This is a genomic window from Dietzia sp. Cai40 (assembly GCF_014145165.1).
GTDB lineage: Bacteria > Actinomycetota > Actinomycetes > Mycobacteriales > Mycobacteriaceae > Dietzia > Dietzia natronolimnaea.
The window spans coordinates 1-21,736 of sequence record NZ_JAALEB010000435.1 but is presented as its reverse complement, the minus strand read 5'-3'; the positions used below and the strand labels follow the sequence as shown (position 1 = coordinate 21,736).

The window sequence follows — 21,736 nt, the reverse complement described above, 5'->3', positions numbered from 1 at the left end:
GTTGACCGGTGCGGCACCCCGCCACGCCGGCAGCAGCGAGAAGTGGAGGTTCACCCAGCCGTGTGCGGGGATGTCCAGGACGGGTCGCGGCACCAGGTGCCCGTAGGCCACCACCGGCACCGCGTCGGGTGCGAGGTCACGGAGGCGCTCGGCGAACTGCGGGTCGCGGGCGTTCGGCGGCGTGAGGACCTCGATCCCCGCGGCGTCGGCAGCCGCGGCCACGGGACTGCGGGACAGGCTCCGGCCGCGACCGGTCCGGGCATCGGGACGGGAGACCACCGCCACCACGTCGTGTCGGCCTGAGGTCAGCAGGGCCTCGAGCGAGGGGACGGCCGCCTGCGGTGTGCCGGCGAAGACGAGTCGCACCGTCACCTCACCGCCATCGCGTCGGCGAGTCGGTCGTAGACGACCCCGGCGCTGATGGCGTCGCTACCGAACCATCCGGACGACCGTATCCCGGCCATCGCCGAGCGCCGCCGGTCCGGGGTGAGGCGCTGGAGGAACAGGATCCCGTCGAGGTGGTCGGTCTCGTGCTGCACGGCGCGCGCGAGGATCCCCTCGGCCTCGAGACGCACCGGCTCTCCGTGCACGTCGACGCCGCGCGCCACGACACGCGCGTAGCGTTCGGTGGGTTCGGAGACCCCGGGGATCGACAGGCACCCCTCGTTGACGTGAGTCCTCTCGTCCCCGATCGGTTCCCACTCCGGGTTGACGAGGTGGCCCTCGCGGCCTCCACAGGTGTAGACGAACACCCGGGTGGACACGCCGATCTGGGGAGCGGCCAACCCGGCTCCGTCCTCGTGGCGGACCGTGTCCATGAGGTCGGCCACGATGCGCGCCAACCTGTCGTCGAACGAGGTGACGGGATCGGTCGGGGTCCTCAGGACGGGATCACCGAAGAGCCGGACGGGATGGACGGCCATGCGTATCTGAACTCCTCGCGGACGGGGATACGGGAAACGCCCATTCTAGGTGGTCTCCGGGCAACCCACCGCACGGGCCGGTCAGCCGATGTGTACCGGGTCGAGCCGGACCCGGACGGGGTCGGCGTTCCGCCGTCCCGACCGCGCCACCACGACCGCCCGTAGTTCGGTGGAGACCGCTCCGAGCAGCGGTGGCGGGACGCGGAGCAACACCCGCTCGGGGTCCTCCACGCCGTCGTGTCCGGGCAACTCCTCCCCCGGGGGGAGGTCGACGGGCCCGAGCACCTCCACCTCGTCCGGGATCCGGAGCTCGTCGAGGATCTCGGCCAGCGCGGAGGCCGGGCCGTCCACCGCCATCATGTGGACGGCGGGCGGGAACCCCACCTCGGCGCGGTCCGCGAGTTCGCGTTCGGCCCACCCCTGGGGGTCCCACCGCACCAGGGCCTGCGCGACCGGGGACCCGGAATCCGCCGACAGGAACACACGGCCCCCGTCGGCGGCCGGGCGGACCAGGCAGGCGGCGCCCACCCAGTGCCGAAGGGCGTTCTGTACCGCTCGGAGATCCGGGCGTCCCAGCAGGGCCCACGAGTCCAGGAGCAGCGCCGCTCCGTATCCACCCTCGGCGACCGGTTCGGCCCCGGGAGTGGACACGATGATGGCGGGGGCGGCGGGAACGGTGTCGAGGATCTCCCCGCCCCCGCTCGTCCGCACCCTGACCCCGGGGAACATCCGGCCGAGCTCCTCGGCCGTCCGGCCCGCGCCCACGACACCCGCGCGCAGGGCCCGCGACCCGCAGGCCACGCACCGGAAACCCGGCTCCGGGGCTCCGCACCAGCCGCAGGCGAGATCCACGGGGCCGTACACCGCATCCATCCGCCCCGCGCGGAGCGGACCGTTGCACCGGCGACACCGGGCCGGTGTCCTACACGACCCGCACAGCAGGGTCGGGATGTACCCCTTCCTCGGGACCTGGACGAGCACCGGGGCGTCCACGTCGACGGCCTCCCGGGCCATCGTCACCGCCACCGCGGGCAACCGGGTGCGCCCGCCGGCCACATCACGGGCCTGGGTCGGATCCGCGTCGGAGAACGCGACGACGCGCGGGGCGAGCGCCCGGACGAGCCCGGGTTCGGGCCGGATCTCGTGTGCCCACCCCGACCGCACGTACTCGGCCACCTCCGGGGTCCGATCCACCGAGCTCAGCAGCAACGGGGTGCCGTCCAGCACGGACCGCTGTGCGGCGACCTCCCTGGTGTGCGGATAGGGGGCGCGGGGCTCCACGAACGAGTCGTCGCCGTCGTCGTGCAGCACGATCAGACCCGGCTCCGGGAGCGGTGCGAACACGGCGCTGCGGGTCCCCACCACGATCCGGGCGTGCCCGCGGACCGCCCGCAGCCACCGTCGGTACCGAGCCGAGGGGCCGATCCCCGCGGACAGGTCGACCACCAGGTCCCGCCCCGTGGCTCCCCCGCCCACGATCTGCCGACACTCCGCGGTCAACCGGTCGACGTCCCGCTGGTCCGGGACGATCAGCAACACCTGCAGGCCCCTCCGCCTGACCGAGTCCGCCAGGGCGGCGAGTGCGCGCGCCCAGTCCCGTCCGGGCGGCACGGTCCAGACGGCCCGGGCCGGGACCCCCCCGGTCGCCGCGTCGAGGAACCGCGTCACCATCGGGTGGTCGGACCAGCCGACCGGGATCTCGACCGGGCCCTCCGTCACACCCAGCGGTGGTTCGCGGTCCGGCACCGATTTCTCGGCCGCGGCGTGCCGCGGGGGGATCGCCAGTCGCAGGACGTCCGAGCGCATGCCCACCCACCGTCGCGCGACCAGGTCGACCAGCCGGAGCAACTGCGGTGTGAGCACGGGCTCCGGCGAGACGACGCGCTCGAGCCACGCGAGCTCCCCGCGGTGATCCGTCTCGTCCGAGCGCTCCACGAGGTACCCGTCGACGAGGCGGCCGGCGAACCGCACGCGGACGCGGGTACCGGGTACCGCCTGGTCGGCCAGGGACTCCGGGACCAGGTAGTCGAATTCCCGGTCCAGATGCGGAACCCCGAGCAGGGGCAGGACCCGGGCCACGGGGGCCGTGGCCGCCGCGACCCGGGCCGCTGGGCGCGTCGTGGTCACGGTCTCGGATTCTCGCACCCCGCTCCGACAACCGGGACGGTCGTCAGTGCCCCACGGCCCGCTTGAGTTCGTCGACGCGGTCGGTCCTCTCCCAGGGGAGGTCCAGATCGGTCCGGCCGAAGTGACCGTAGGCGGCCGTCCCGGCGTAGATCGGACGCTTGAGGTCCAGGTCGCGGATGATCGCGCCGGGACGCAGGTCGAACACCTCGGTGACGGCCTCCTGTAGGGCCGCGATGTCGACCTTCTCGGTCCCGAACGCCTCGACGAACAGCCCGACCGGGGCGGCCTTGCCGATGGCGTAGGCGACCTGGACCTCGACCCGCTCGGCCAGGCCGGCGGCGACGATGTTCTTGGCGACCCACCGCATGGCGTACGCCGCGGAGCGGTCGACCTTGGACGGGTCCTTTCCGGAGAACGCGCCGCCACCGTGGCGGGCCATGCCGCCGTAGGTGTCGACGATGATCTTGCGTCCGGTCAGGCCGGCGTCGCCCATCGGGCCGCCGAGCACGAACCGTCCGGTCGGGTTGACCAGGAGGCGGAACTCGCCGGTCTCGATACCGGCCGCGGCCTCGGCGAGGACCGGCCCGATGACGTGCTCGGTGAGGTCGTCGCGCAGCGTCGTCTCCAGATCGATCTCGGGTGCGTGCTGCGTCGAGATGACGATCGTGTCCAGGCGTACCGCGCGGTCGCCGTCGTACTCGATGGTCACCTGGGTCTTGCCGTCCGGGCGCAGGTAGGCCAACGTGCCGTCCTTGCGGACCTCGGTCAGCCGGCGTGACAGGCGGTGTGCCAGAGCGATGGGCAGCGGCATGAGCTCAGGGGTGTCCGAGCACGCGTAACCGAACATCAGGCCCTGGTCGCCGGCGCCCTGTCGGGCGATCGCGTCCTCGACCGGGTCGGCGGAGGTCCGTGCCTCGTGCGACGTGTCCACGCCCTGGGCGATCTCGGGGGACTGCTGCCCGATCGAGATCGACACACCACAGGAGACGCCGTCGAAACCCTTGTCGGAGGAGTCGTATCCGATCTCCACGATCTTCTCGCGGATGAGCTGCGGGATCTCCACGTAGCCGCTCGTCTTGACCTCGCCGGCCACGTGCACCATCCCGGTGGTCACCATGGTCTCCACGGCGACACGGGCTTCGGGGTCCTGCGTCAGCATCGCGTCCAGGATGGCGTCCGAGATCGCGTCACAGATCTTGTCCGGATGCCCCTCGGTCACGGACTCGCTGGTGAACAGCCGACGTGCCTGCGTCACAGTGGTTCTCTCTTCCTGGTGCCGGATGCGTGTGATCGGTCGATCGCGTGGGGACAGACTAGTCGGTGCGGTCCGTGGTGGTTCGCGCGGATGGGGCCGCGGCCCGGGACACCACGGCGTCGAGGATCCGGCTGGCCAGGAGATCTTTGCTCGCCCTGTCCACCGGCGTCTCCCCGCCCGCGGAGTCCAGGATCCACCCGCCGTTGACGTCCTGCCCGAAAGTGGTGCCGCGACCGACCTCGTTGACGACGAGGAGGTCGCACCCCTTCCGGGCGAGCTTCGCCCGGCCGTGGTCGAGGACCGATCCAGAGGAGTCGCCGGTCTCGGCGGCGAACCCGACCAGGACGCAGTCCGCGGGGACGTCCCCGGACCCGCGGCCCGCGACGAGCTCGGCGAGGATGTCCGGATTGCGTTCCAACCGGATCTCGGCCGGTTCGGATCCGGTGCCCTTCTTGAGCTTGGAGGACGACACGTCCGTCGGGCGGAAGTCGGCCACCGCCGCGGCCTTGATGACCACGTCCGCCTCGGCCGCGGCGGCGAAGGTGGCGTCGCGTAGCTCGCGAGCGGAGTCGATGTGGATCGCCTCCACGGCCGCCGGCACCGGCAGGTCGGAGGAGGTGACGAGCGTGACCCTCGCTCCCCTCGCCGCCGCGACGGCGGCGATCGCGTGCCCCTGCTTCCCGGAACTGCGGTTGCCGAGGAACCGCACCGGATCGATCTCCTCGCGGGTACCACCGGACGTCACCACGACCCGCTTGCCGGCCAGGTCCCACGGGAGGCCGCCGCCGTCGAGCAGCAGTCTCGCGAGGCGCGCGATATCGGCCGGCTCGGGCAGGCGGCCGGCGCCGGTGTCGGCCCCGGTGAGTCTCCCGGATGCGGGCGGCATGACGTGCACGCCGTCGCCCCGGAGGGTGTCGACGTTGCGCCTCGTCGCCGGGTGCTCCCACATCTCGGTGTGCATCGCCGGCGCGAGCAGCACGGGGCACCGCGCGGTCAGAAGAGTGGAGGTGAGCAGGTCGTCCGCGCGCCCGGAGGCGACCCGCGCGAGCAGATCGGCCGTCGCGGGGGCGACCACGACGAGGTCCGCCCGCTGCCCGATGGCGACGTGGCGGACCGACGGCACGTCCGAGAACACCCCGGTGGAGACCGGGTTCCCCGACAGTGCCTCGAAGGTGGCGGACCCGACGAACCGCAGGGCCGCCTCGGTGGGGACCACGTCGACGTGGCACCCGGACTCCGTGAGGAGCCTGATCAGGCCACAGGCCTTATAGGCGGCGATTCCGCCGCCGACCCCGACGACGACGCGCGTGCGCCGCACGTCGCCCCCGGAGTGGGTCACTCTCCCTCGGCGCAGTCGAGCAGGTCGGAATGGAGCTCGCGCAGCGCGATCGTCAGCGGCTTCTCATGCAGACCGGGGTCGACCAGGGGACCGACGTACTCGAGGATGCCCTCCTCGATCTGGTTGTAGTACGAGTTGATCTGCCGGGCGCGCTTGGCGGCGAAGATCACCAGGGCGTACTTGGAGGACGCCCGCTCGAGGAGCTCGTCGATCGGGGGGTTGGTGATGCCGATCGGGGTGTCGTACAACGGGGCTGCCGCTGCGGCTTCGATGGTGGCCACTATGGGTTCTCCTCTGGGTACAGCCTGGGTGGTGCTCTGGCCTGGGGTGGTGCTCTCGCGTCGGATTCGGCGTCAGTCTTGGCCGACCAGCAATGATACCAACTCGTCGACCGCGACCTCGAGTTCGTCGTTGACGACGACCTCGTCGAACTCCCCGCGGGCGTCCATCTCGACCTTCGCCGTCTCGAGCCTGCGGGTGACGACCTCGTGCGGCTCGGTACCCCGGCCGCGGAGACGGAGCTCGAGTTCCTCCCACGACGGCGGGGACAGGAACACGGTACGTCCTTCGGGGATGGACTCACGGATCTGCCGGACGCCGGCGAGGTCGACCTCGATGAGGACCGGCCGGCCCTCCTCGAGGGCGCGGCGGACCGGGTCGGCCGGGGTGCCCGAGAGCTGGAGGCCCCGGTGGATCTCGGCCCACTCGAGCATCCGCCCCTGGTTGACGGCCTCGCGGAACTCCTCGGTGCTGACGAAGTGGTAGTCGCGCCCGTCGACCTCCCCGGGACGCGGGTCCCGGGTGGTCATGGAGACGCTGAAGTAGAGGTCCGGCACGCGGTCACGCAGCCGTGCCACGACGGTTGACTTGCCGACGGCGGAGGGGCCGGCCAAGACGATCAGCCGGCCCCTCTTCGCCGTCGCTTCCGGGGACGAGACCCCGGATGACGGTGTGTTCATGCGTCGATCAGTCGACCGTGAAGTCGAACCGCTCGAGCAGTGCGCGGCGCTGGCGGTCTCCGAGACCACGCAGGCGACGCGTCGGTGCGATCTCCAGCTCGGTCATGATCTCCTGAGCCTTGACCTTACCGACCTTGGGCAGGGCCTCGAGCAGCGCCGAGACCTTCATCTTGCCGAGGATCTCGTCGCTCTCGGCATCCTTGAGCACCTGCTTGAGGTCGGTGCCACCACGCTTCAGGCGCTCCTTGAGCTCAGCCCGGGCGCGACGGGCGGCAGCCGCCTTCTCCAGAGCAGCTGCACGCTGCTCATCGGTCAACTGGGGAAGGGCCACAATTCCTCCGTCTCGTTCGTGTGTGTCTCATGACTCACGCGGGTGTCCACCGTAGGACATCCACGTGTGGTGTGCGGTGACCGACCCCGGCGCGTCCGCGGGCTGCGGCTCGTGCCGGGAGCGGGCGCTCCCTCGTGCTCACCGTACCCGGGCGATTCCGCCCCCCCTCGCGGGAGACCGGCACGGCGTCGGGCCTGATGACCTCAGCAACAGTACGCGGCCGAATGGCCTCGTCGTCGCGCGGGGCCCGGCGTGGCACCCCGCCTGAACTGCGGATTGACGTGTGAGGTGAGGAGAAGACTAACGCCGGTCGCGTGCTCCCGCGAACCGAACCGCCCTAAATGGGGCGACCGGGTCACGGCGTCTGCTCCCGGCGACGTGGCCCCTGTGACGCCAGCCGTCCCGTGTGACGCCAGCACTCCGCCGGGGTGCCGGACCGCTCAGGCGGACCCGACGAAACGGTAGGTACGGGCCAGATCGCGGACCACCGCACGCATCGCCCCGACGTCCGGGCCCGACCGCAGGACGTGCCGGGAGACGTTGACGAGGGTGTGGGCCAACGCGGGCCCGGCGATCCTCCGGACGTCCGCGAGCGTCCCCCCCTGCTCCCCCACTCCCGGCATGAGGACCGGGCCGCGGAGACCGTCCAGTCGGGGCGGGTCGGCGACCGTCGCGCCCACGACGACACCGAACGGGCCCGGCGTGCAGGGCCCCGATGCGGCGTTCCGGTGGCCCACCTCGTCCACGACCGACTGCGCGACCGTTCCGGAGGGTCCGGTGGCAGCCTGCAGGCCCCCCGCCTCAGGGTTGGAGGTGCGGGCCAACACGAACAGCCCGCGGTTGTTCGCCGATGCGGTGTCGAAGGCGGCCTCGAGCGAGCCCACCCCCAGGTACGGGGACACGGTCAGGGCGTCGCAGGCCAGTGGTGAGTCCGCGGCCAACCAGGCCCGGGCGTACCCGGCCATGGTGGATCCGATGTCCCCTCGCTTGGCGTCCGCGATCGACAGCGCTCCCGACTCGGCGATCGACGTCAGGACCTCCTCGAGGACCGCGAAGCCCGCGGAACCGTGCTCCTCGAAGAACGCCACCTGGGGCTTGACCGCCGGCACGAGATCCCCGAACGCCTCCAGGGACCGGCGGGCGAACTCGCGGACCCCGGCGGCGTCCACTCCCAGCCCCCAGGACTCGAGGAGCGCCGGGTGGGGATCGATCCCCACGCAGAGGTTCCCGCGTGCGGAGACGGCGGACCGCAGCCGCGCACCGAACGGGTCTCGGGGTGCGCCCCCGGTCATCGGGCGGCGAACCCGCTGTGCAACTCCTGGAGGGGGCTCACCGTGACGTCACCGCGCCGGATGGCCTCGATGCCGTGCACCGCCGCCGTCGCGCCCTGGACGGTGGTGATACACGGGACCCTCCGGGTGATAGCGGCCGAGCGGATCTCGTGCCCGTCGGCGCGGGTCCCCCCGGTGGACGAGGCGATGTTGAGGATCAGGTCGACCTCGTCGGCGTTGATCCGGTCGACGATCGTCCGGACCGGGTCGCCCTGCTCATCGACCGGCCCTCCCCCGGCCTCGGTCAGCTTCGCCACGGTCTCGCACGCGATCCCGTAGCGCCGGAGCATGAGCGCGGTGCCCTCGGTGGCCAGGACCGTGAACCCGAGCGCTGCGAGGCGCTGTGCCGGGAACACCATGGACCGCTTGTCCCGGTTCGCGACCGAGACGAACACGGTCCCGGACGTCGGGAGGACGCCCTCGGCCGCGAGTTGGCCCTTGGCGAAGGCGACGGCGAAGTTGGGGCCGATGCCCATGACCTCACCGGTCGACTTCATCTCCGGGCTGAGCAGCGAGTCGACGGGGTTGCCCTCGGGGGTGCGGAAACGGTTGAACGGGAGGACCGCCTCCTTGACGGCGACCGGCGCGTCCGCCGGGAGCGAACCGCCGTCCCGGTCGGACGGGAGGAGCCCCTCGGCCTTGAGCTCGGCGATCGTCTCACCCATCATGATGCGGGCACACGCCTTGGCGAGGTGCACGCCGGTCGCCTTGGAGACGAACGGCACGGTGCGGCTGGCGCGGGGGTTCGCCTCGAGCACGTACAGGACGTCGTCCTTGATCGCGTACTGGACGTTCATCAGTCCCTTGACGCCGATGCCGAACGCCAGTGCCTCACTGGAGCGGCGGACGCGGTCGATGTCGTCCTGCCCCAGGGTGATGGGCGGGAGGGCGCACGCGGAGTCCCCGGAGTGGATGCCGGCCTCCTCGATGTGCTCCATGACGCCACCCAGGTAGACCTCGGTGCCGTCGCACAACACGTCGACGTCGATCTCGACCGCGTCGTCGAGGAAGCGGTCGACCAGGACCGGGCGGTCCGGGCTGATCTCGGTGGCGCGCTCGATGTACGACCGCAGCGACGACTCGTCGTACACGATCTCCATCCCCCGCCCGCCCAGCACGTACGAGGGTCGGACGAGCACGGGGTAGCCGATGCGCGCCGCGATCTCCGTGGCCTCCGTGGCGTTGATGGCCGTCCCGAACGCGGGTGCGGGCAGACCGGCCCTCACCAGGACCTCGCCGAACTCGCGCCGGTCCTCAGCGAGGTCGATGGCCGACGGGCTGGTCCCCACGATCGGGACGCCGGCCTCCTCCAGCTGTGCCGCCAGGCCGAGCGGGGTCTGGCCGCCGAGCTGGACGAGGACTCCAGCGACGGTTCCCGACCCGGACTCGGCGTGGTAGACCTCCATGACGTCCTCGAACGTCAGCGGCTCGAAGTACAGACGGTCCGCCGTGTCGTAGTCGGTCGAGACGGTCTCCGGGTTGCAGTTGACCATCACGGTCTCGTACCCGGCCTCGGACAACGTGAGCGCGGCGTGGACGCACGAGTAGTCGAACTCGATGCCCTGCCCGATCCGGTTGGGTCCGGAGCCCAGGATGATGACCTTCTCGCGCTCCGTCTGGGCGGCGACCTCGGACTCGGCCGCGGGGTCGAGTTCGTAGGTCGAGTAGTGGTACGGGGTCTTGGCCTCGAACTCCGCGGCGCAGGTGTCGACGGTCTTGTAGACGGGCCGCACGCCGAGCCGGTGACGCAGACGCCGGACGCCCTCGGCGCCCGCGAACTCGGGCCGCAGAGCCGCGATCTGGGCGTCGGACAGGCCGTTGTGCTTCGCGCGGCGCAGCAGCGCCTCGTCGACCACCGGTGCGTCGACGATCTCCTGACGGAGCTCGACCAGCGCGGCGACCTCCTCGAGGAACCACGGGTCGATCCCCGAGGCCTCGTGGACCTGTTCCACGGTCGCGCCGAGGCGGAGCGCCAACTCGACGTCGTACATCCGGCCCTCGGTCGGGCGCACGAGGTCCGCGAGGACGGCGTCGACGTCGGTCGACCGTCCGGGCGCGATCGTCTCGTCGGGCAGGGTCCAGAAGCCGGCCGCCTTGGTCTCCAGCGAGCGCATCACCTTGCCCAGTGCCTCGCGATAGTTGCGGCCCAGGCTCATCGCCTCGCCCACCGACTTCATGGTGGTGGTGAGCGTGTCGTCGGCACCCGGGAACTTCTCGAACGCGAAGCGGGGGGCCTTGACCACCACGTAGTCCAGGGTCGGTTCGAAGCACGCCGGGGTCTCGCCGGTGATGTCGTTGGTGATCTCGTCGAGCGAGTAGCCGATGGCGAGCCGGGCGGCGATCTTGGCGATGGGGAACCCGGTGGCCTTGGACGCCAGCGCCGAGGACCGTGAGACGCGTGGGTTCATCTCGATCACCACGAGGCGACCGTCGACGGGGTTGATGGCGAACTGGATGTTGCAACCGCCCGTGTCCACGCCGACTTCGCGGATGATCGCGATGCCGAGGTCGCGCATGTCCTGGTACTCGCGGTCCGTCAGCGTCATCGACGGGGCGACGGTGACCGAGTCGCCGGTGTGGACGCCCAGCGCGTCGACGTTCTCGATCGAGCACACCACCACGACGTTGTCCTTGTTGTCGCGCATGAGCTCCAGCTCATACTCCTTCCACCCGAGGATCGATTCCTCGATGAGGACGTTCGCGGTGGGCGAGGCGGACAACCCGCCGCCGGCGATCCGCTCGAGGTCCTCGGTGGTGTAGGCCAGGCCGGAGCCGAGCCCGCCCATGGTGAACGACGGCCGGACCACGACGGGCAGACCCAGTTCGGAGACGGTCGCGTGGACCTCGTCCATGGTGTGGCAGACGGCGCTGCGTGCCGAGTCGCCGCCGACGCTGGCGACGATGTCCTTGAAGGTCTGACGGTCCTCACCGCGGTTGATCGCGGGGATGTCGGCGCCGATCAGCTCCACGCCGTGCTTGGTCAGGATCCCCTGCGCGTCGAGTTGCATGGCGGCGTTGAGCGCCGTCTGGCCGCCCAGCGTGGCGAGGACGGCGTCGACGGGGTGTCCGTCCGCCGCCTCCTTGACGAAGATCTTGTCGATGTACTCGGGCGTGATCGGCTCGACGTAGGTGCTGTCGGCGAACTCGGGGTCGGTCATGATCGTGGCCGGGTTGGAGTTGACCAGCGTCACGCGCAGTCCCTCGGCGCGGAGCACCCGGCACGCCTGGGTGCCGGAGTAGTCGAACTCACAGGCCTGACCGATGACGATCGGGCCGGAACCGATCACGAGGACGTGGTTGATGTCTGTGCGGCGGGGCATCAGTTCGAGCCCTTTCTGGAGTCTGCGGAACCGTTGTCGGCGGCGTCACCGGTTGCTGAGTCGAGCAGGCTGACGAAGCGGTCGAAGAGGTCGGCGGCGTCACGGGGACCCGCCGCGGCCTCGGGGTGGTACTGGACGGAGAAGGCGGAACCGTCGGTGAGGGCGACCCCCTCGACGGTCCCGTCGTTCGCGCACACGTGCGTGACGGTGGCGGTACCCCAGGGTGTCTCCCAGGTCTCGGTCTCCGGGGCGCGGAGCGCGAACCCGTGGTTCTGGGAGGTGATGGCGACCCTCCCGGTCGCCTTCTCGACCACCGGGATGTTGATCCCGCGGTGGCCGAACCTCATCTTGTAGGTCTCGAGCCCGAGCGCCCTGCCCAGGATCTGGTTGCCGAAGCAGATCCCGAAGAACGGGATCCCCTGGCTCAGGACCTCTTTGGTCAGGTGCACGGCGGCGTCGGCGGTGGCCGGGTCCCCGGGGCCGTTGGACAGGAACACCCCGTCCACGTCGAGGTCGAGCACGTCCTGCAGGGTCGCGTCCGACGGGAGCACGTGGACCCGCACGCCGCGTGCGGTGAGCATGCGGGGGGTGTTGGTCTTGATGCCCAGGTCGAGCGCCGCCACGGAATGGCGTGCCCGCCCCTCGGGCTCCACGACGTAGGCGGTGTCGGTCGAGACGGCCTCGGCCAGTGACGCGCCGGCCATGGGTTCCTGGGCCCGGACGGTCGCGAGCATCGACTCGTCGTCCACCAGGTCCTCACCCGAGAAGATGCCGGCCTTCATCGCCCCGAGATCCCGGATGTGGCGGACGACCGCCCGGGTGTCCACCCCGGCGATCCCCACGATGCCCTGGGCGAGCATCTCGTCCTCGAGCGTGCGCTCGGACCGGTGGTTGGAGGCGCGGCGTGACAGGTCCCGGATCACCAGACCCGACACCCAGATCCGACCGCCGCCGTTCCGGCCGTCGAGCAGCGACTCACCGTCCTCGTCGTTCCACCCGGTGTTGCCGATCTGCGGAGCGGTGCTGACGACGATCTGCCGGTGGTAGGACGGGTCGGTGAGGGTCTCCTGGTACCCCGACATCCCCGTGGTGAAGACGGCCTCCCCGAGGGTGGTCCCGGTCGCCCCGAACGCCGTGCCGCGGTGGATGCGGCCGTCCTCGAGGACGAGGGCGGCGGGCGCGCGGCCCCCTGGTGCGACGGTGGTTCCGTTGTGCGGTGTCACTTGTTCTCCTCGGTGGTGGAGCGGGGGGTGTCCGGCCGGGTGGGCGGTGCGGCGTCGCCGCGCAGGGCCTCCCAGCGGGGGTACGAGTCCTTGTCGTCGGCCCGGAAGCCGGAGTCGATCAGGGTGGGGCCGTCGTGGCCGTCGACCTGCCATCGGGCGACGAGGATCCCGCCGCCGGGCACGGTCTTGTTGGCGAGGGCGGAGGCGCGTCGCACGTCCACCAGGTCGGCGCGGGGGATCCACACCGTGGCGTCGGCGAGGTCGAGCCGGAGTCCACCGGTGAACGCGGTGAGGGTGGCGGCCGAGCGGTGGCCGAGCGGTGCCCGGGCGATCCTCGCCTGCCAGTCACCCGCCACGGTGCTGCCGATGTACACGCCGGTCAGCGGTCCCAGCACCACGTCACCGGTCTCGGCGGGAACCTCCGGCAGCGTGTCGAAGAGGCCGGCCTGGGATCGGCTGCGATTTCGCCAGCCCCATGCCATCAACCCGAGCAGGCCGAGGAAGACGACGATCACGCCCACCAGGGTCCAGACGTCCTGTGTCATGCGAGTACCTCTCCGTCGCGGCTGGTCATGCGGCCCCGGTATACGGTGCCCACGACCCGGGCGGCGAACGTCATCCCCTGGTAGGGGGTGTTGGCGGACAGACTTGCGAGTTCCTCCCCGACGACGGTCCACGGGGAGTCGGGATCGACGACGGCGAGGTTGGCGGGCTCCCCGACCTCGATCGGGCGCCCCTGGTCGGTGAGACCGGCGATCTCGGCGGGCCGCGTGCTCATGACGCGGGCCAGATCGCGCCAGCTCATCTCCCCCGACTCGACCAGGAGGGCCGCCACGATGGGCAACGCCGTCTCCAACCCGAGCATGCCCGGGCGGGCGGCCGCGAACTCGCAGCACTTCTCCTGGGCGGCGTGGGGGGCGTGGTCGGTGGCGACGCAGTCGATCACCCCCGAGACGAGCGCGTCACGCAGGGCGAGGGTGTCGTGGGCTTCGCGCAGTGGCGGGTTGACCCGGTAGACCCCGTCGTACGTCTCGAGCCTCGTGTCGTCGAGGAGCAGGTGGTGGGGGGTGACCTCCGCGGTGATCGAGATCCCCTGCGCCTTCGCCCACTTCAGCAGCTCGACCGTGCCCGTGGTGGAGGCGTGGCAGATGTGGACCCGCGCGCCGGCGTCCCGGGCCAGGATCGCGTCGCGCGCCACGATGGACTCCTCCGCCGAGCGCGGCCAGCCGGTGAGTCCGAGGCGGGCGGCCGTGGGCCCCTCGTGCGCCACCGCACCCTTGGTCAGGCGTGGCTCCTCCGCGTGCTGTGCGATCAGCACACCGAGTCCCGCCGAGTACTCGAGGGCGCGGCGCATCACCAACGGGTCGTAGACGCACATGCCGTCGTCGGAGAAGACCCTGACCCGGGCCTCGCCGGAGGCCATCTGACCCATCTCGGTGAGCTGTTCCCCCTTGAGTCCGACGGTGACCGCTCCCACCGGGTGGATGTCGCACAGGCCCACGGACCGGCCGATCCGCCACACGGAGTCGGTGACGGTCTGGTTGTCCTGCGGAGGCTGGGTGTTGGCCATGGCGAACACCGCGGTGTACCCGCCCCGCGCCGCCGCCGCCGACCCGGTGGCCACCGTCTCGGTGTCCTCCCGTCCGGGCTCGCGCAGGTGGGTGTGGAGGTCGACGAACCCGGGGAGCAGGACGGCGCCGGCCATGTCGTGGGTCTCGACGTCGTCAGGGAGATCCTCACCGGCGTCCGGTCCGATCGCGGCGACGAGCCCGTCCCTGACGAGCACGTCGACGGGGTCGCCCTCCCCGTAGGGCCGGACCCGGCGCAGCAGCAGGGTCGGGGGTTCGAGGGCGCTCACTCGGGGTTTCCTTCCGTTCCGACAAGGGTGTGGAGCAGGACCGACATGCGTACGTGGACGCCGTTGGTGACCTGCTGGAGAATCGCTGACGACGGGGCGTCGGCGGTGTCGAACCCGATCTCCATCCCCCGGACCATCGGTCCGGGGTGCAGGACGATCGCGTTCTCGGGCAACCGGGACGCACGGGCGGGCCCCAGGCCGTACCGCACCGCGTACTCGCGGGCGGACGGGAAGAACCCTCCGTTCATCCGCTCGGCCTGGACACGCAGCATCATCACCGCGTCCGCGCCGGGCAGCTCGGCGTCGAGGTCGGTCGAGGCCCGGACCGGCCAGTCCCCGACCCCCACCGGCAGCAGGGTGGGTGGCGCGACCAACACGACCTCGGCACCGAGGGTCGACAGCAGCAGCGCGTTCGACCGGGCCACCCGCGAGTGCAGGATGTCGCCGACGATCACCACCCGGCGGCCCTCGATCCCCCCCAGTCGTTCGCGGATGGTCATCGCGTCCAGCAACGCCTGGGTCGGGTGCTCGTGCATGCCGTCACCGGCGTTGATGACCGAGGGCCCGACGCCGCCGGGGGCGACCCAGCCGGCGATCTGGAGGGCGGACCCCGAAGCCGGATGACGCACGATGAGCGCGTCCGCACCGACCGCGGTCAGTGTCATGGCCGTGTCCCGCAGCGACTCCCCCTTCTGCACCGAGGAGGCGCTCGCGGAGACGTTGATGACGTCGGCACTCATCCACTTGCCGGCGGTCTCGAAGGAGACCCTCGTGCGCGTGGAGTTCTCGTAGAACACCGTCAGGACGGTCTTGCCCCGGAGGGTGGGCAGCTTGCGGACCTCGCGCCCGAGGAGCGTCTCCTTGAGACGGCCGGCCTCGTCCAGGATCGACAGCGCCGCGTCGCGGTCCAGATCGGCGGCGGAGAGCAGATGCTTCACCTGGCGTCCTCCGGTGTCGGCCGTCTGAGGACCACGGCGTCGACGTCGTCCGTCTCCGTGAGCCGCACCGAGACGCCCTCCTCGCGCGAGGTGGGGACGTTCTTCCCGACGTAGTCCGCGCGGATCGGGAGTTCGCGGTGCCCGCGGTCGACCAGGACGGCGAGCTGGACGCGGGCGGGCCTGCCGAGGTCCCGCAGCGCGTCGAATGCCGCCCGGATGGTCCGCCCGGAGAAGAGGACGTCGTCGACCAGGATGACGGTCGCTCCGTCGATGCCCTCGGCCGGGACCGTGGTCGGGCTCATCGGGCGGTGGGGGCCACCGGCGAGGTCGTCGCGGTACAGGGTCACATCGAGTGAACCGGCGTGTACGGCGGCTCCGCTGAACTCCCTGATGCGCTCGGCCAGACGGTGCGCGAGCGGCACACCACGGGTGGGGATGCCGAGCAGGACGACCGGACCCGAATCCGGTGCGTCCGCGGCCGTGCGTTCGATGATCTGGTGTGCCAGGCGGGATATCGTCCTGGCGACGTCGTCAGACGTGAAGAGTGAAACCGAGGTCGTCTCCGGACCGTCAGCGCTCACCGATCACCACCTCCTTGTCCGCCTCGCTGGACGGCTCGTTAAAGGGATAGTTTTCGGACCGAACTCTATCAGTCCTCGGTTCCGGTCTCCGACGGGTCGGGGGTGGCCTCCGACACGTCTACGGCCGGCGCCGGGTCCAGCGAGGACACCGCGCGCTCGGCCGCCCGGATGTGCTCGGCGAGCCCGGCGATGCGGTCGAGGACGGCGTTGACGTAGGGCACCGACTTCTCGGCGGACAGGTCGGCGACCAGCAGCACCGACTGGTCGATCACGATGGCCGAGTCCACGTCCTCGGTGCCGAACAACAGCTCCCACGCCCCGGCGCGCAGCACCGCACGGTCCACTGCCGGGAGGCGATCGAGCGTCCATTCCCGCAGGTGCTCGGCGATCATGGTGTCGAGACGGTCCAACCGCTCCGCCACGCCCGTGACGATGTCCATGGTGTACGAGGCGACGTCGTGGAATTCCTGCGACTGCTCGCCCATCCGGCGGCGTTCCTCGGCGAGCGCCACCACGTCGGCGTCCCGGAGCTCCGCCTCGAACAGCAGGGCCACCGCGCGCTTGCGGGCCCGGAACCTCGATCCCCGGCGCCGGTGTTCTGCGTCATCCGCCATGGTCAGGCGTTCACCCGGCTGAGGTAACGGCCGTCGCGGGTGTCGATCCGCAGCTTGTCGCCCGTGTTGATGAACAGCGGCACGTGGACCTCGGCGCCGGTCTCGAGGGTGGCGGGCTTGGTGCCGCCGGTCGACCGGTCCCCCTGCAGGCCCGGGTCGGTGTGCTGGACCACCAGGTCGACGGCGACGGGCATCTCGGCGAAGAGCGCCACGCCCTCGTGCATCGACACCTGGACGCTGGTGTTCTCGAGGAGGAACCGGGCACCGTCCCCCATCACGGTGGGCGAGACGTTGATCTGCTCGAAGTCCTTCTCGTCCATGAGGACATAGTCCTCACCGTCGCGGTAGAGGAAGGTCATGTCGCGGCGGTCCACCGTGGCGGTCTCCACCTTGACCCCGGCGTTGTAGGTCTTGTCGACGATCTTGCCGGAGACCACGTTCTTGATCTTGGTGCGGACGAAGGCGGGACCCTTACCCGGCTTGACGTGCTGGAACTCCTGGATCTGCCACAGGTTGCCCTCCTCCTTGAGGACAAGGCCGTTCTTGAAGTCGGCGGTGGACGCCATGGTCGTTCTCCTTCGCGAGTCGTCGGCGGGCGGCCGGGGACCGGCGCCGCGCGCATGTTCTGTGGGACGGCTGCTCAGAGCACGCTGAGCGCCGTCGACGTGGTGGTCAGGGACCTACCGCCCCCGCCGGTGACGGCCACGGTGTCCTCGATTCGGATCCCTCCGAGGCCGGGGAGGTAGATCCCCGGCTCGATGGTGATCACATCGCCGTCGGACAGTGTACTCGCGGACCTGCTCGACACCGCGGGCGCTTCATGGACGTCCAACCCCACCCCGTGTCCCAGCGAGTGGCCGAAGTACCCGTCGAACCCGGCGTCGGCGATGATGCCCCGACTCACCGCGTCGAGCTCCGAGCAGGCCAGTCCCGCCCGGACCGCCGCCACCCCGGCGAGCTGGGCGCGTCTGACGACCTCGTAGGCGTCGAGGAGTCGGTCGGCAGCGCCGCCCAGGGCGACGGTGCGGGTGCAGTCGGACGCGTATCCCGACACCGTCGCTCCGAAGTCCACCACGACGAGATCACCGGCGGCGAGCAGCCTGTCCCCCGGGACATGGTGCGGGTGCGCACCGTTGGGGCCCGAGGCGACAATGGTGTCGAACGCCACCCCGTCGGAGCCGGCCCGTCGCATCGCGTGTTCGAGATCCGCGGCGACCTCCCGCTCGCTGCGGTTCACGGCGAGCAGGCCGTGGGCCAGGAGATGGTTCCATGACTCGTCCACGACCCGGCAGGCACGCTCGATGAGTCCGATCTCGACCGGGTCCTTCGCCCGCCTGACCTGCTCCACGAGCCCGCTGGTCTCGACGACCTGTGTCCCGGCGGCCCCGATCTTCTCGAGAACACCGCGCAGGGCGGACGCCGCGGACAGGGTCAGGTCGTCCGCCTCCACCGCGAGCGGGGCGTCCGCGGGACCCCGGCGACGTCCGAGCACCCCGGCGACGTAGTCCCGCGAGATCACGTGCCCGACATCAGGGGCCTGCTCGACAACCTGGAGCTCGTACCGCGAGTCCGTGCACAGGACCGCCTCGCCGTCGTCCTCCACGAGGACGGCCCCACCGGATCCGCGGAACCCGGTGAGGTAGGCGATGTTCCGTGGGTCGGTGACCAGGAGCGCACCGGCTCCCGCCTCGGCGGCCGCGGAGGCGACCGCAAGTCGACGGGCCGCCAGGCGGTCGTTCACAGCAGGACCCCGCCGCCGCTGGGCTTGTTCCCCTCGGAGATCGCGGCGTAGGCCGCCGTCATCAGGGACGGGTCGGGGGCCTCCATGCGCGCCGGCCGGGCCAGTCCGTCGAGGACCACCAACCGGAGGAAGCCGGAGTGGTTCTTCTTGTCCCCCGCCATCAGCTCGAGCAACCGCGGGAACGCGTCGTCGTGGTATCCGGTGGGTAGGCCGAGAGAGGACAGGATCGACGCGTGACGGTCGGCCGTCGCGTCGTCCAGACGACCGGCCAGGCGGGCCAGCTCGGCCACGAAGCACATCCCCACGCTCACGGCCGCCCCGTGCCGCCAGCGGTACTGCTCACGCCGCTCGACCGCGTGGCCGAGGGTGTGTCCGTAGTTGAGGTTCTCCCGGGGACCGGACTCCCTGAGGTCCCGGCCCACCACGTCGGCCTTGACCTGGATGCTCCGGCGGATGAGCTCGACGATCGTCTCCCCGGTCGGGTCGAGCGCCGCCTGCGGGTCGGCCTCGATGAGATCGAGGATCGCGGGGTCGGCGATGAAGCCGCACTTGACCACCTCCGCCATCCCGGAGATCAGCTCGTTGCGCGGAACCGACTCGAGTGTCGCGGTGTCGACGAAGACGGCGGCCGGCTCGTGGAAGCTGCCCACCAGGTTCTTGCCCGCGTCGGTGTTGATCCCGGTCTTACCACCGACGGCGGCGTCCACCATCGCGAGCAGCGTGGTGGGGATGTGGATCACGCGGACCCCGCGCATCCAGGTGGCGGCCACGAAGCCGGCGAGGTCCGTCGCCGCCCCGCCGCCCAGGCTCACCACGGTGTCCTTGCGGCCCAACCCGATCTTGCCGAGGACGTCCCAGCAGTACCCCGCCACTGCCAGATCCTTGCCGGCCTCGGCGTCGGGGATCTCCACGCGGTGCGCGTTGACGCCGGCCTCGGCGAGCTGCTCGCGCAGGGCCTCGGCGGTCTGGGTCAACGGAGGCTGGTGGAAGATCGCCAGGTTGCGCGACGTCGAACACGCCTTGAGGATCTCCGGCAGCAGTCCACGGCCGATCACCACCGGGTACGGATCGGCGGACCGCACCTCCACCACCACGGGGTCGGTGTCGTTCCGGTCTCGGTTCATGATGGACTCCCGCTCATCGCTCGACTACTCACGCTCGTACCCGTCTCTCGCCCGACTCACGATCGGTCCCCTGTGCCCCGGGCGTGCGGGTCACCGGACTCGAGCCTGTCGACGATCTCCGTCACCACCTTGCCCGAATTCCGGCGTTCCGTGCTCACCGTCGACCACGCCACCTCGCGGTACAGCGGTGACCGCTCGGTCAGCAACGCCTGGTAGCGCGCCGTCGCGTCCCCGCCCGCGAGGAGAGGACGGCCCGGACCGCGCGACCGACGAACACCCTCGGCCACCCCGATCGTCAGATGGATCACGCGGTGACCACGGAGCCGTGCGCGGGTGGTGGCCGAGAGCACCGCCCCGCCCCCCAGCGACAGGACACCGTCGAAGGACGCGAGCGCCTCCCCCACGACCTTCTCCTCGATCGCGCGGAACGCGGGCTCACCGTCGTCCGCGAAGATCTCGGGGATCGACCGCCCCTCGGACTCCTCGATCATCTGATCGGCGTCACGGAACGGCACGTCGAGCCTCCGGGCGAGCTTGCGTCCGATCGTCGTCTTGCCGGCACCCGGCGGACCCACCAGGACGGCGACCGGCCGTGCCGGATCGCTCATGCCGGATCCGAGTCCCAGTCCAGTCTCGCCGCCACGGCGTCGAGGTAGCCCTGCGCGTTGCGTCGGGTCTCCGACACCGAGTCCCCGCCGAACTTCTGCAGGACGGACCGTGCCAGGACCAGCGCGACCATCGATTCCGCGACCACTCCGGCAGCGGGGACCGCGCACACGTCGGAGCGCTGGTGGATCGCGGTGGCGCCCGACCCGTCGGCCATGTCGACCGTGCTCAGCGCGCGGGGGACGGTGGAGATGGGCTTCATGGCGGCGCGGACCCGGAGCGGCTGACCGTTGGTCATCCCCCCTTCGAGTCCACCCGCACGGTTGCTCCGGCGTCCCACACCGTCCGCTCCGCGCACCATCTCGTCGTGTGCCACGCTTCCCCGTCGACGGGCGGTCTCGAAACCGTCGCCGACCTCGACCCCCTTGATCGCCTGGATACCCATGAGGGCCCCCGCCAGTTGGGCGTCGAGGCGCTCCTCGCCGGACACGTGCGAACCGAGTCCGATGGGCAGACCGTGGACAACCACCTCGACCACGCCTCCGAGCGTGTCGCCGGCCTTCTTGGCGGCCTCGATCTCGGCGATCATCAGGTCCCCGCTCGCCGCGTCGAACGCGCGCACGGGACTGTCGTCGATGGCCGGCAGGTCGGCGAACGTGGGCTCGGGTCCGGTGTAGGGCTCGGAGGCGCCGATCGAGATCACGTGCGAGAGGACCTCGACACCCAGGACCTCACGCAGCAGCGCGCGGGCGACCGTCCCGGCGGCGACCCTGGCCGCGGTCTCGCGGGCGCTCGCGCGCTCCAGGACCATCCGGGCGTCGTCGAAGTCGTACTTCAACATGCCGGCGAAGTCGGCGTGGCCCGGGCGCGGTCGGGTGAGCACGGCCGCGCGGGCCTTGTCCTCGATCGCGTCGGGCTCGACGGGATCCGCCGACATGATCTGTTCCCACTTGGGCCACTCGGTGTTACCGACCTCGATCGCGATGGGCGAGCCCATGGTGCGACCGTGCCGGACGCCCGCGAGCACCCTCACCGCGTCGGCCTCGAACTTCATCCGGGCGCCGCGGCCGTAGCCCAGGCGGCGGCGGGAGAGCTGCGAGGCGATCTGCTCGCTCGTCACCTCGACCCCCGCGATGACGCCCTCGACGATCGTCACTAGGGCCTGGCCATGCGATTCTCCGGCGGTGGTCCACTTCAGCACGCCGCCGATCATCCCACGTCCGGGTCTCACCCGGCACATCAGGCCCGCGGCGCCGCCGAGGTCCGGGTCCGGGAGGCGACGGAGGCCTGGTGTGGCGTGGTGCCGGTGAGGCGCCGGAACGCGTGGATGAAGCTCGACGCCTCGGCGTATCCCAGGCGGATCGCGACGTCCTCGACCGAGAGCAGACCGGTGGCCAGCATCCGCTCCGCCAACTCGACCCGGACGTCGCCCAGCAGGCGCTGGTACGAGGTGCCCTCGTCCGCCA

At 71.1% G+C, this 21,736-nt stretch carries 22 protein-coding genes; all 22 read right to left on the bottom strand.

Annotated features, from left to right (window positions below; all coding sequences use genetic code 11):
• Positions 1-366, bottom strand: a 366-nt coding sequence (locus G6022_RS15165; RefSeq protein ID WP_347238190.1) for a methionyl-tRNA formyltransferase, incomplete at its 3' end; no start/stop codon positions are given.
• 2 nt (positions 367-368) lie between these two features.
• Entirely contained in the window at positions 369-923 is a 555-nt protein-coding gene (gene def, locus G6022_RS15160; RefSeq protein ID WP_179525343.1) for a peptide deformylase, read from the bottom strand.
• Positions 924-1,004: 81 nt separating this feature from the next.
• A complete protein-coding gene (locus tag G6022_RS15155) occupies positions 1,005-3,050 on the bottom strand; it encodes a primosomal protein N' (protein ID WP_179525344.1) in 2,046 nt (681 codons plus the stop codon).
• A gap of 43 nt (positions 3,051-3,093) precedes the next feature.
• Complete coding sequence (metK, locus tag G6022_RS15150) at positions 3,094-4,305, bottom strand: methionine adenosyltransferase (RefSeq protein WP_182611193.1); 1,212 nt, start codon at positions 4,303-4,305, stop codon at positions 3,094-3,096.
• Positions 4,306-4,363: 58 nt separating this feature from the next.
• Entirely contained in the window at positions 4,364-5,644 is a 1,281-nt protein-coding gene (gene coaBC, locus G6022_RS15145) for a bifunctional phosphopantothenoylcysteine decarboxylase/phosphopantothenate--cysteine ligase CoaBC (protein WP_182691899.1), read from the bottom strand.
• Positions 5,641-5,925, bottom strand: a complete 285-nt coding sequence (gene rpoZ, locus G6022_RS15140; protein ID WP_107747549.1) for a DNA-directed RNA polymerase subunit omega — start codon at positions 5,923-5,925, stop codon at positions 5,641-5,643. The genes coaBC and rpoZ overlap by 4 nt, the downstream gene beginning before the upstream one ends.
• A 72-nt stretch (positions 5,926-5,997) precedes the next feature.
• Positions 5,998-6,603 (bottom strand): guanylate kinase, encoded by a 606-nt coding sequence (gene gmk / locus G6022_RS15135; RefSeq protein WP_179525347.1) that lies wholly within the window; start codon positions 6,601-6,603, stop codon positions 5,998-6,000.
• Between the two features lie 7 nt (positions 6,604-6,610).
• Positions 6,611-6,934: an integration host factor, actinobacterial type gene (mihF, locus tag G6022_RS15130; protein WP_007631925.1), complete on the bottom strand. Its 324-nt coding sequence runs from the start codon at positions 6,932-6,934 to the stop codon at positions 6,611-6,613.
• A 440-nt stretch (positions 6,935-7,374) separates the two neighbouring features.
• On the bottom strand, positions 7,375-8,226 hold the full coding sequence (gene pyrF, locus G6022_RS15125) for an orotidine-5'-phosphate decarboxylase (protein WP_182638959.1): 852 nt from the start codon (positions 8,224-8,226) through the stop codon (positions 7,375-7,377).
• Entirely contained in the window at positions 8,223-11,585 is a 3,363-nt protein-coding gene (gene carB, locus G6022_RS15120) for a carbamoyl-phosphate synthase large subunit (protein WP_182638956.1), read from the bottom strand. The genes pyrF and carB overlap by 4 nt, the downstream gene beginning before the upstream one ends.
• Positions 11,585-12,808: a glutamine-hydrolyzing carbamoyl-phosphate synthase small subunit gene (gene carA / locus G6022_RS15115; RefSeq protein WP_182638955.1), complete on the bottom strand. Its 1,224-nt coding sequence runs from the start codon at positions 12,806-12,808 to the stop codon at positions 11,585-11,587. Before carA ends, carB begins: the two co-directional genes overlap by 1 nt.
• Positions 12,805-13,353, bottom strand: coding sequence for a hypothetical protein (locus G6022_RS15110; protein ID WP_182609398.1), 549 nt, complete (start codon positions 13,351-13,353; stop codon positions 12,805-12,807). The genes carA and G6022_RS15110 overlap by 4 nt, the downstream gene beginning before the upstream one ends.
• Positions 13,350-14,666, bottom strand: coding sequence for a dihydroorotase (locus G6022_RS15105; RefSeq protein WP_182657710.1), 1,317 nt, complete (start codon positions 14,664-14,666; stop codon positions 13,350-13,352). The genes G6022_RS15110 and G6022_RS15105 overlap by 4 nt, the downstream gene beginning before the upstream one ends.
• Positions 14,663-15,604, bottom strand: a complete 942-nt coding sequence (locus G6022_RS15100) for an aspartate carbamoyltransferase catalytic subunit (protein ID WP_182610782.1) — start codon at positions 15,602-15,604, stop codon at positions 14,663-14,665. Before G6022_RS15100 ends, G6022_RS15105 begins: the two co-directional genes overlap by 4 nt.
• Positions 15,601-16,185 carry a bifunctional pyr operon transcriptional regulator/uracil phosphoribosyltransferase PyrR gene (gene pyrR / locus G6022_RS15095; RefSeq protein WP_179525354.1) on the bottom strand — a complete coding sequence of 195 codons (585 nt, stop codon included), beginning with the start codon at positions 16,183-16,185 and terminating at the stop codon, positions 15,601-15,603. Before pyrR ends, G6022_RS15100 begins: the two co-directional genes overlap by 4 nt.
• A 68-nt stretch (positions 16,186-16,253) precedes the next feature.
• A complete protein-coding gene (nusB, locus tag G6022_RS15090) occupies positions 16,254-16,799 on the bottom strand; it encodes a transcription antitermination factor NusB (protein WP_182610781.1) in 546 nt (181 codons plus the stop codon).
• A gap of 2 nt (positions 16,800-16,801) precedes the next feature.
• Complete coding sequence (gene efp / locus G6022_RS15085) at positions 16,802-17,365, bottom strand: elongation factor P (RefSeq protein WP_182610780.1); 564 nt, start codon at positions 17,363-17,365, stop codon at positions 16,802-16,804.
• Positions 17,366-17,439: 74 nt separating this feature from the next.
• Positions 17,440-18,540: a M24 family metallopeptidase gene (locus tag G6022_RS15080; protein WP_182638544.1), complete on the bottom strand. Its 1,101-nt coding sequence runs from the start codon at positions 18,538-18,540 to the stop codon at positions 17,440-17,442.
• On the bottom strand, positions 18,537-19,664 hold the full coding sequence (aroB, locus tag G6022_RS15075; protein WP_182610778.1) for a 3-dehydroquinate synthase: 1,128 nt from the start codon (positions 19,662-19,664) through the stop codon (positions 18,537-18,539). Before aroB ends, G6022_RS15080 begins: the two co-directional genes overlap by 4 nt.
• A 56-nt stretch (positions 19,665-19,720) precedes the next feature.
• The gene (locus G6022_RS15070) at positions 19,721-20,272 is read right to left on the bottom strand and encodes a shikimate kinase (protein WP_182638543.1); all 552 of its coding nucleotides are present in this window, start codon (positions 20,270-20,272) and stop codon (positions 19,721-19,723) included.
• Positions 20,269-21,471: a chorismate synthase gene (aroC, locus tag G6022_RS15065; protein WP_182638542.1), complete on the bottom strand. Its 1,203-nt coding sequence runs from the start codon at positions 21,469-21,471 to the stop codon at positions 20,269-20,271. Before aroC ends, G6022_RS15070 begins: the two co-directional genes overlap by 4 nt.
• A 38-nt stretch (positions 21,472-21,509) precedes the next feature.
• The coding region (locus G6022_RS15060; RefSeq protein WP_182691897.1) for a helix-turn-helix domain-containing protein at positions 21,510-21,736 on the bottom strand (227 nt) is incomplete at its 5' end.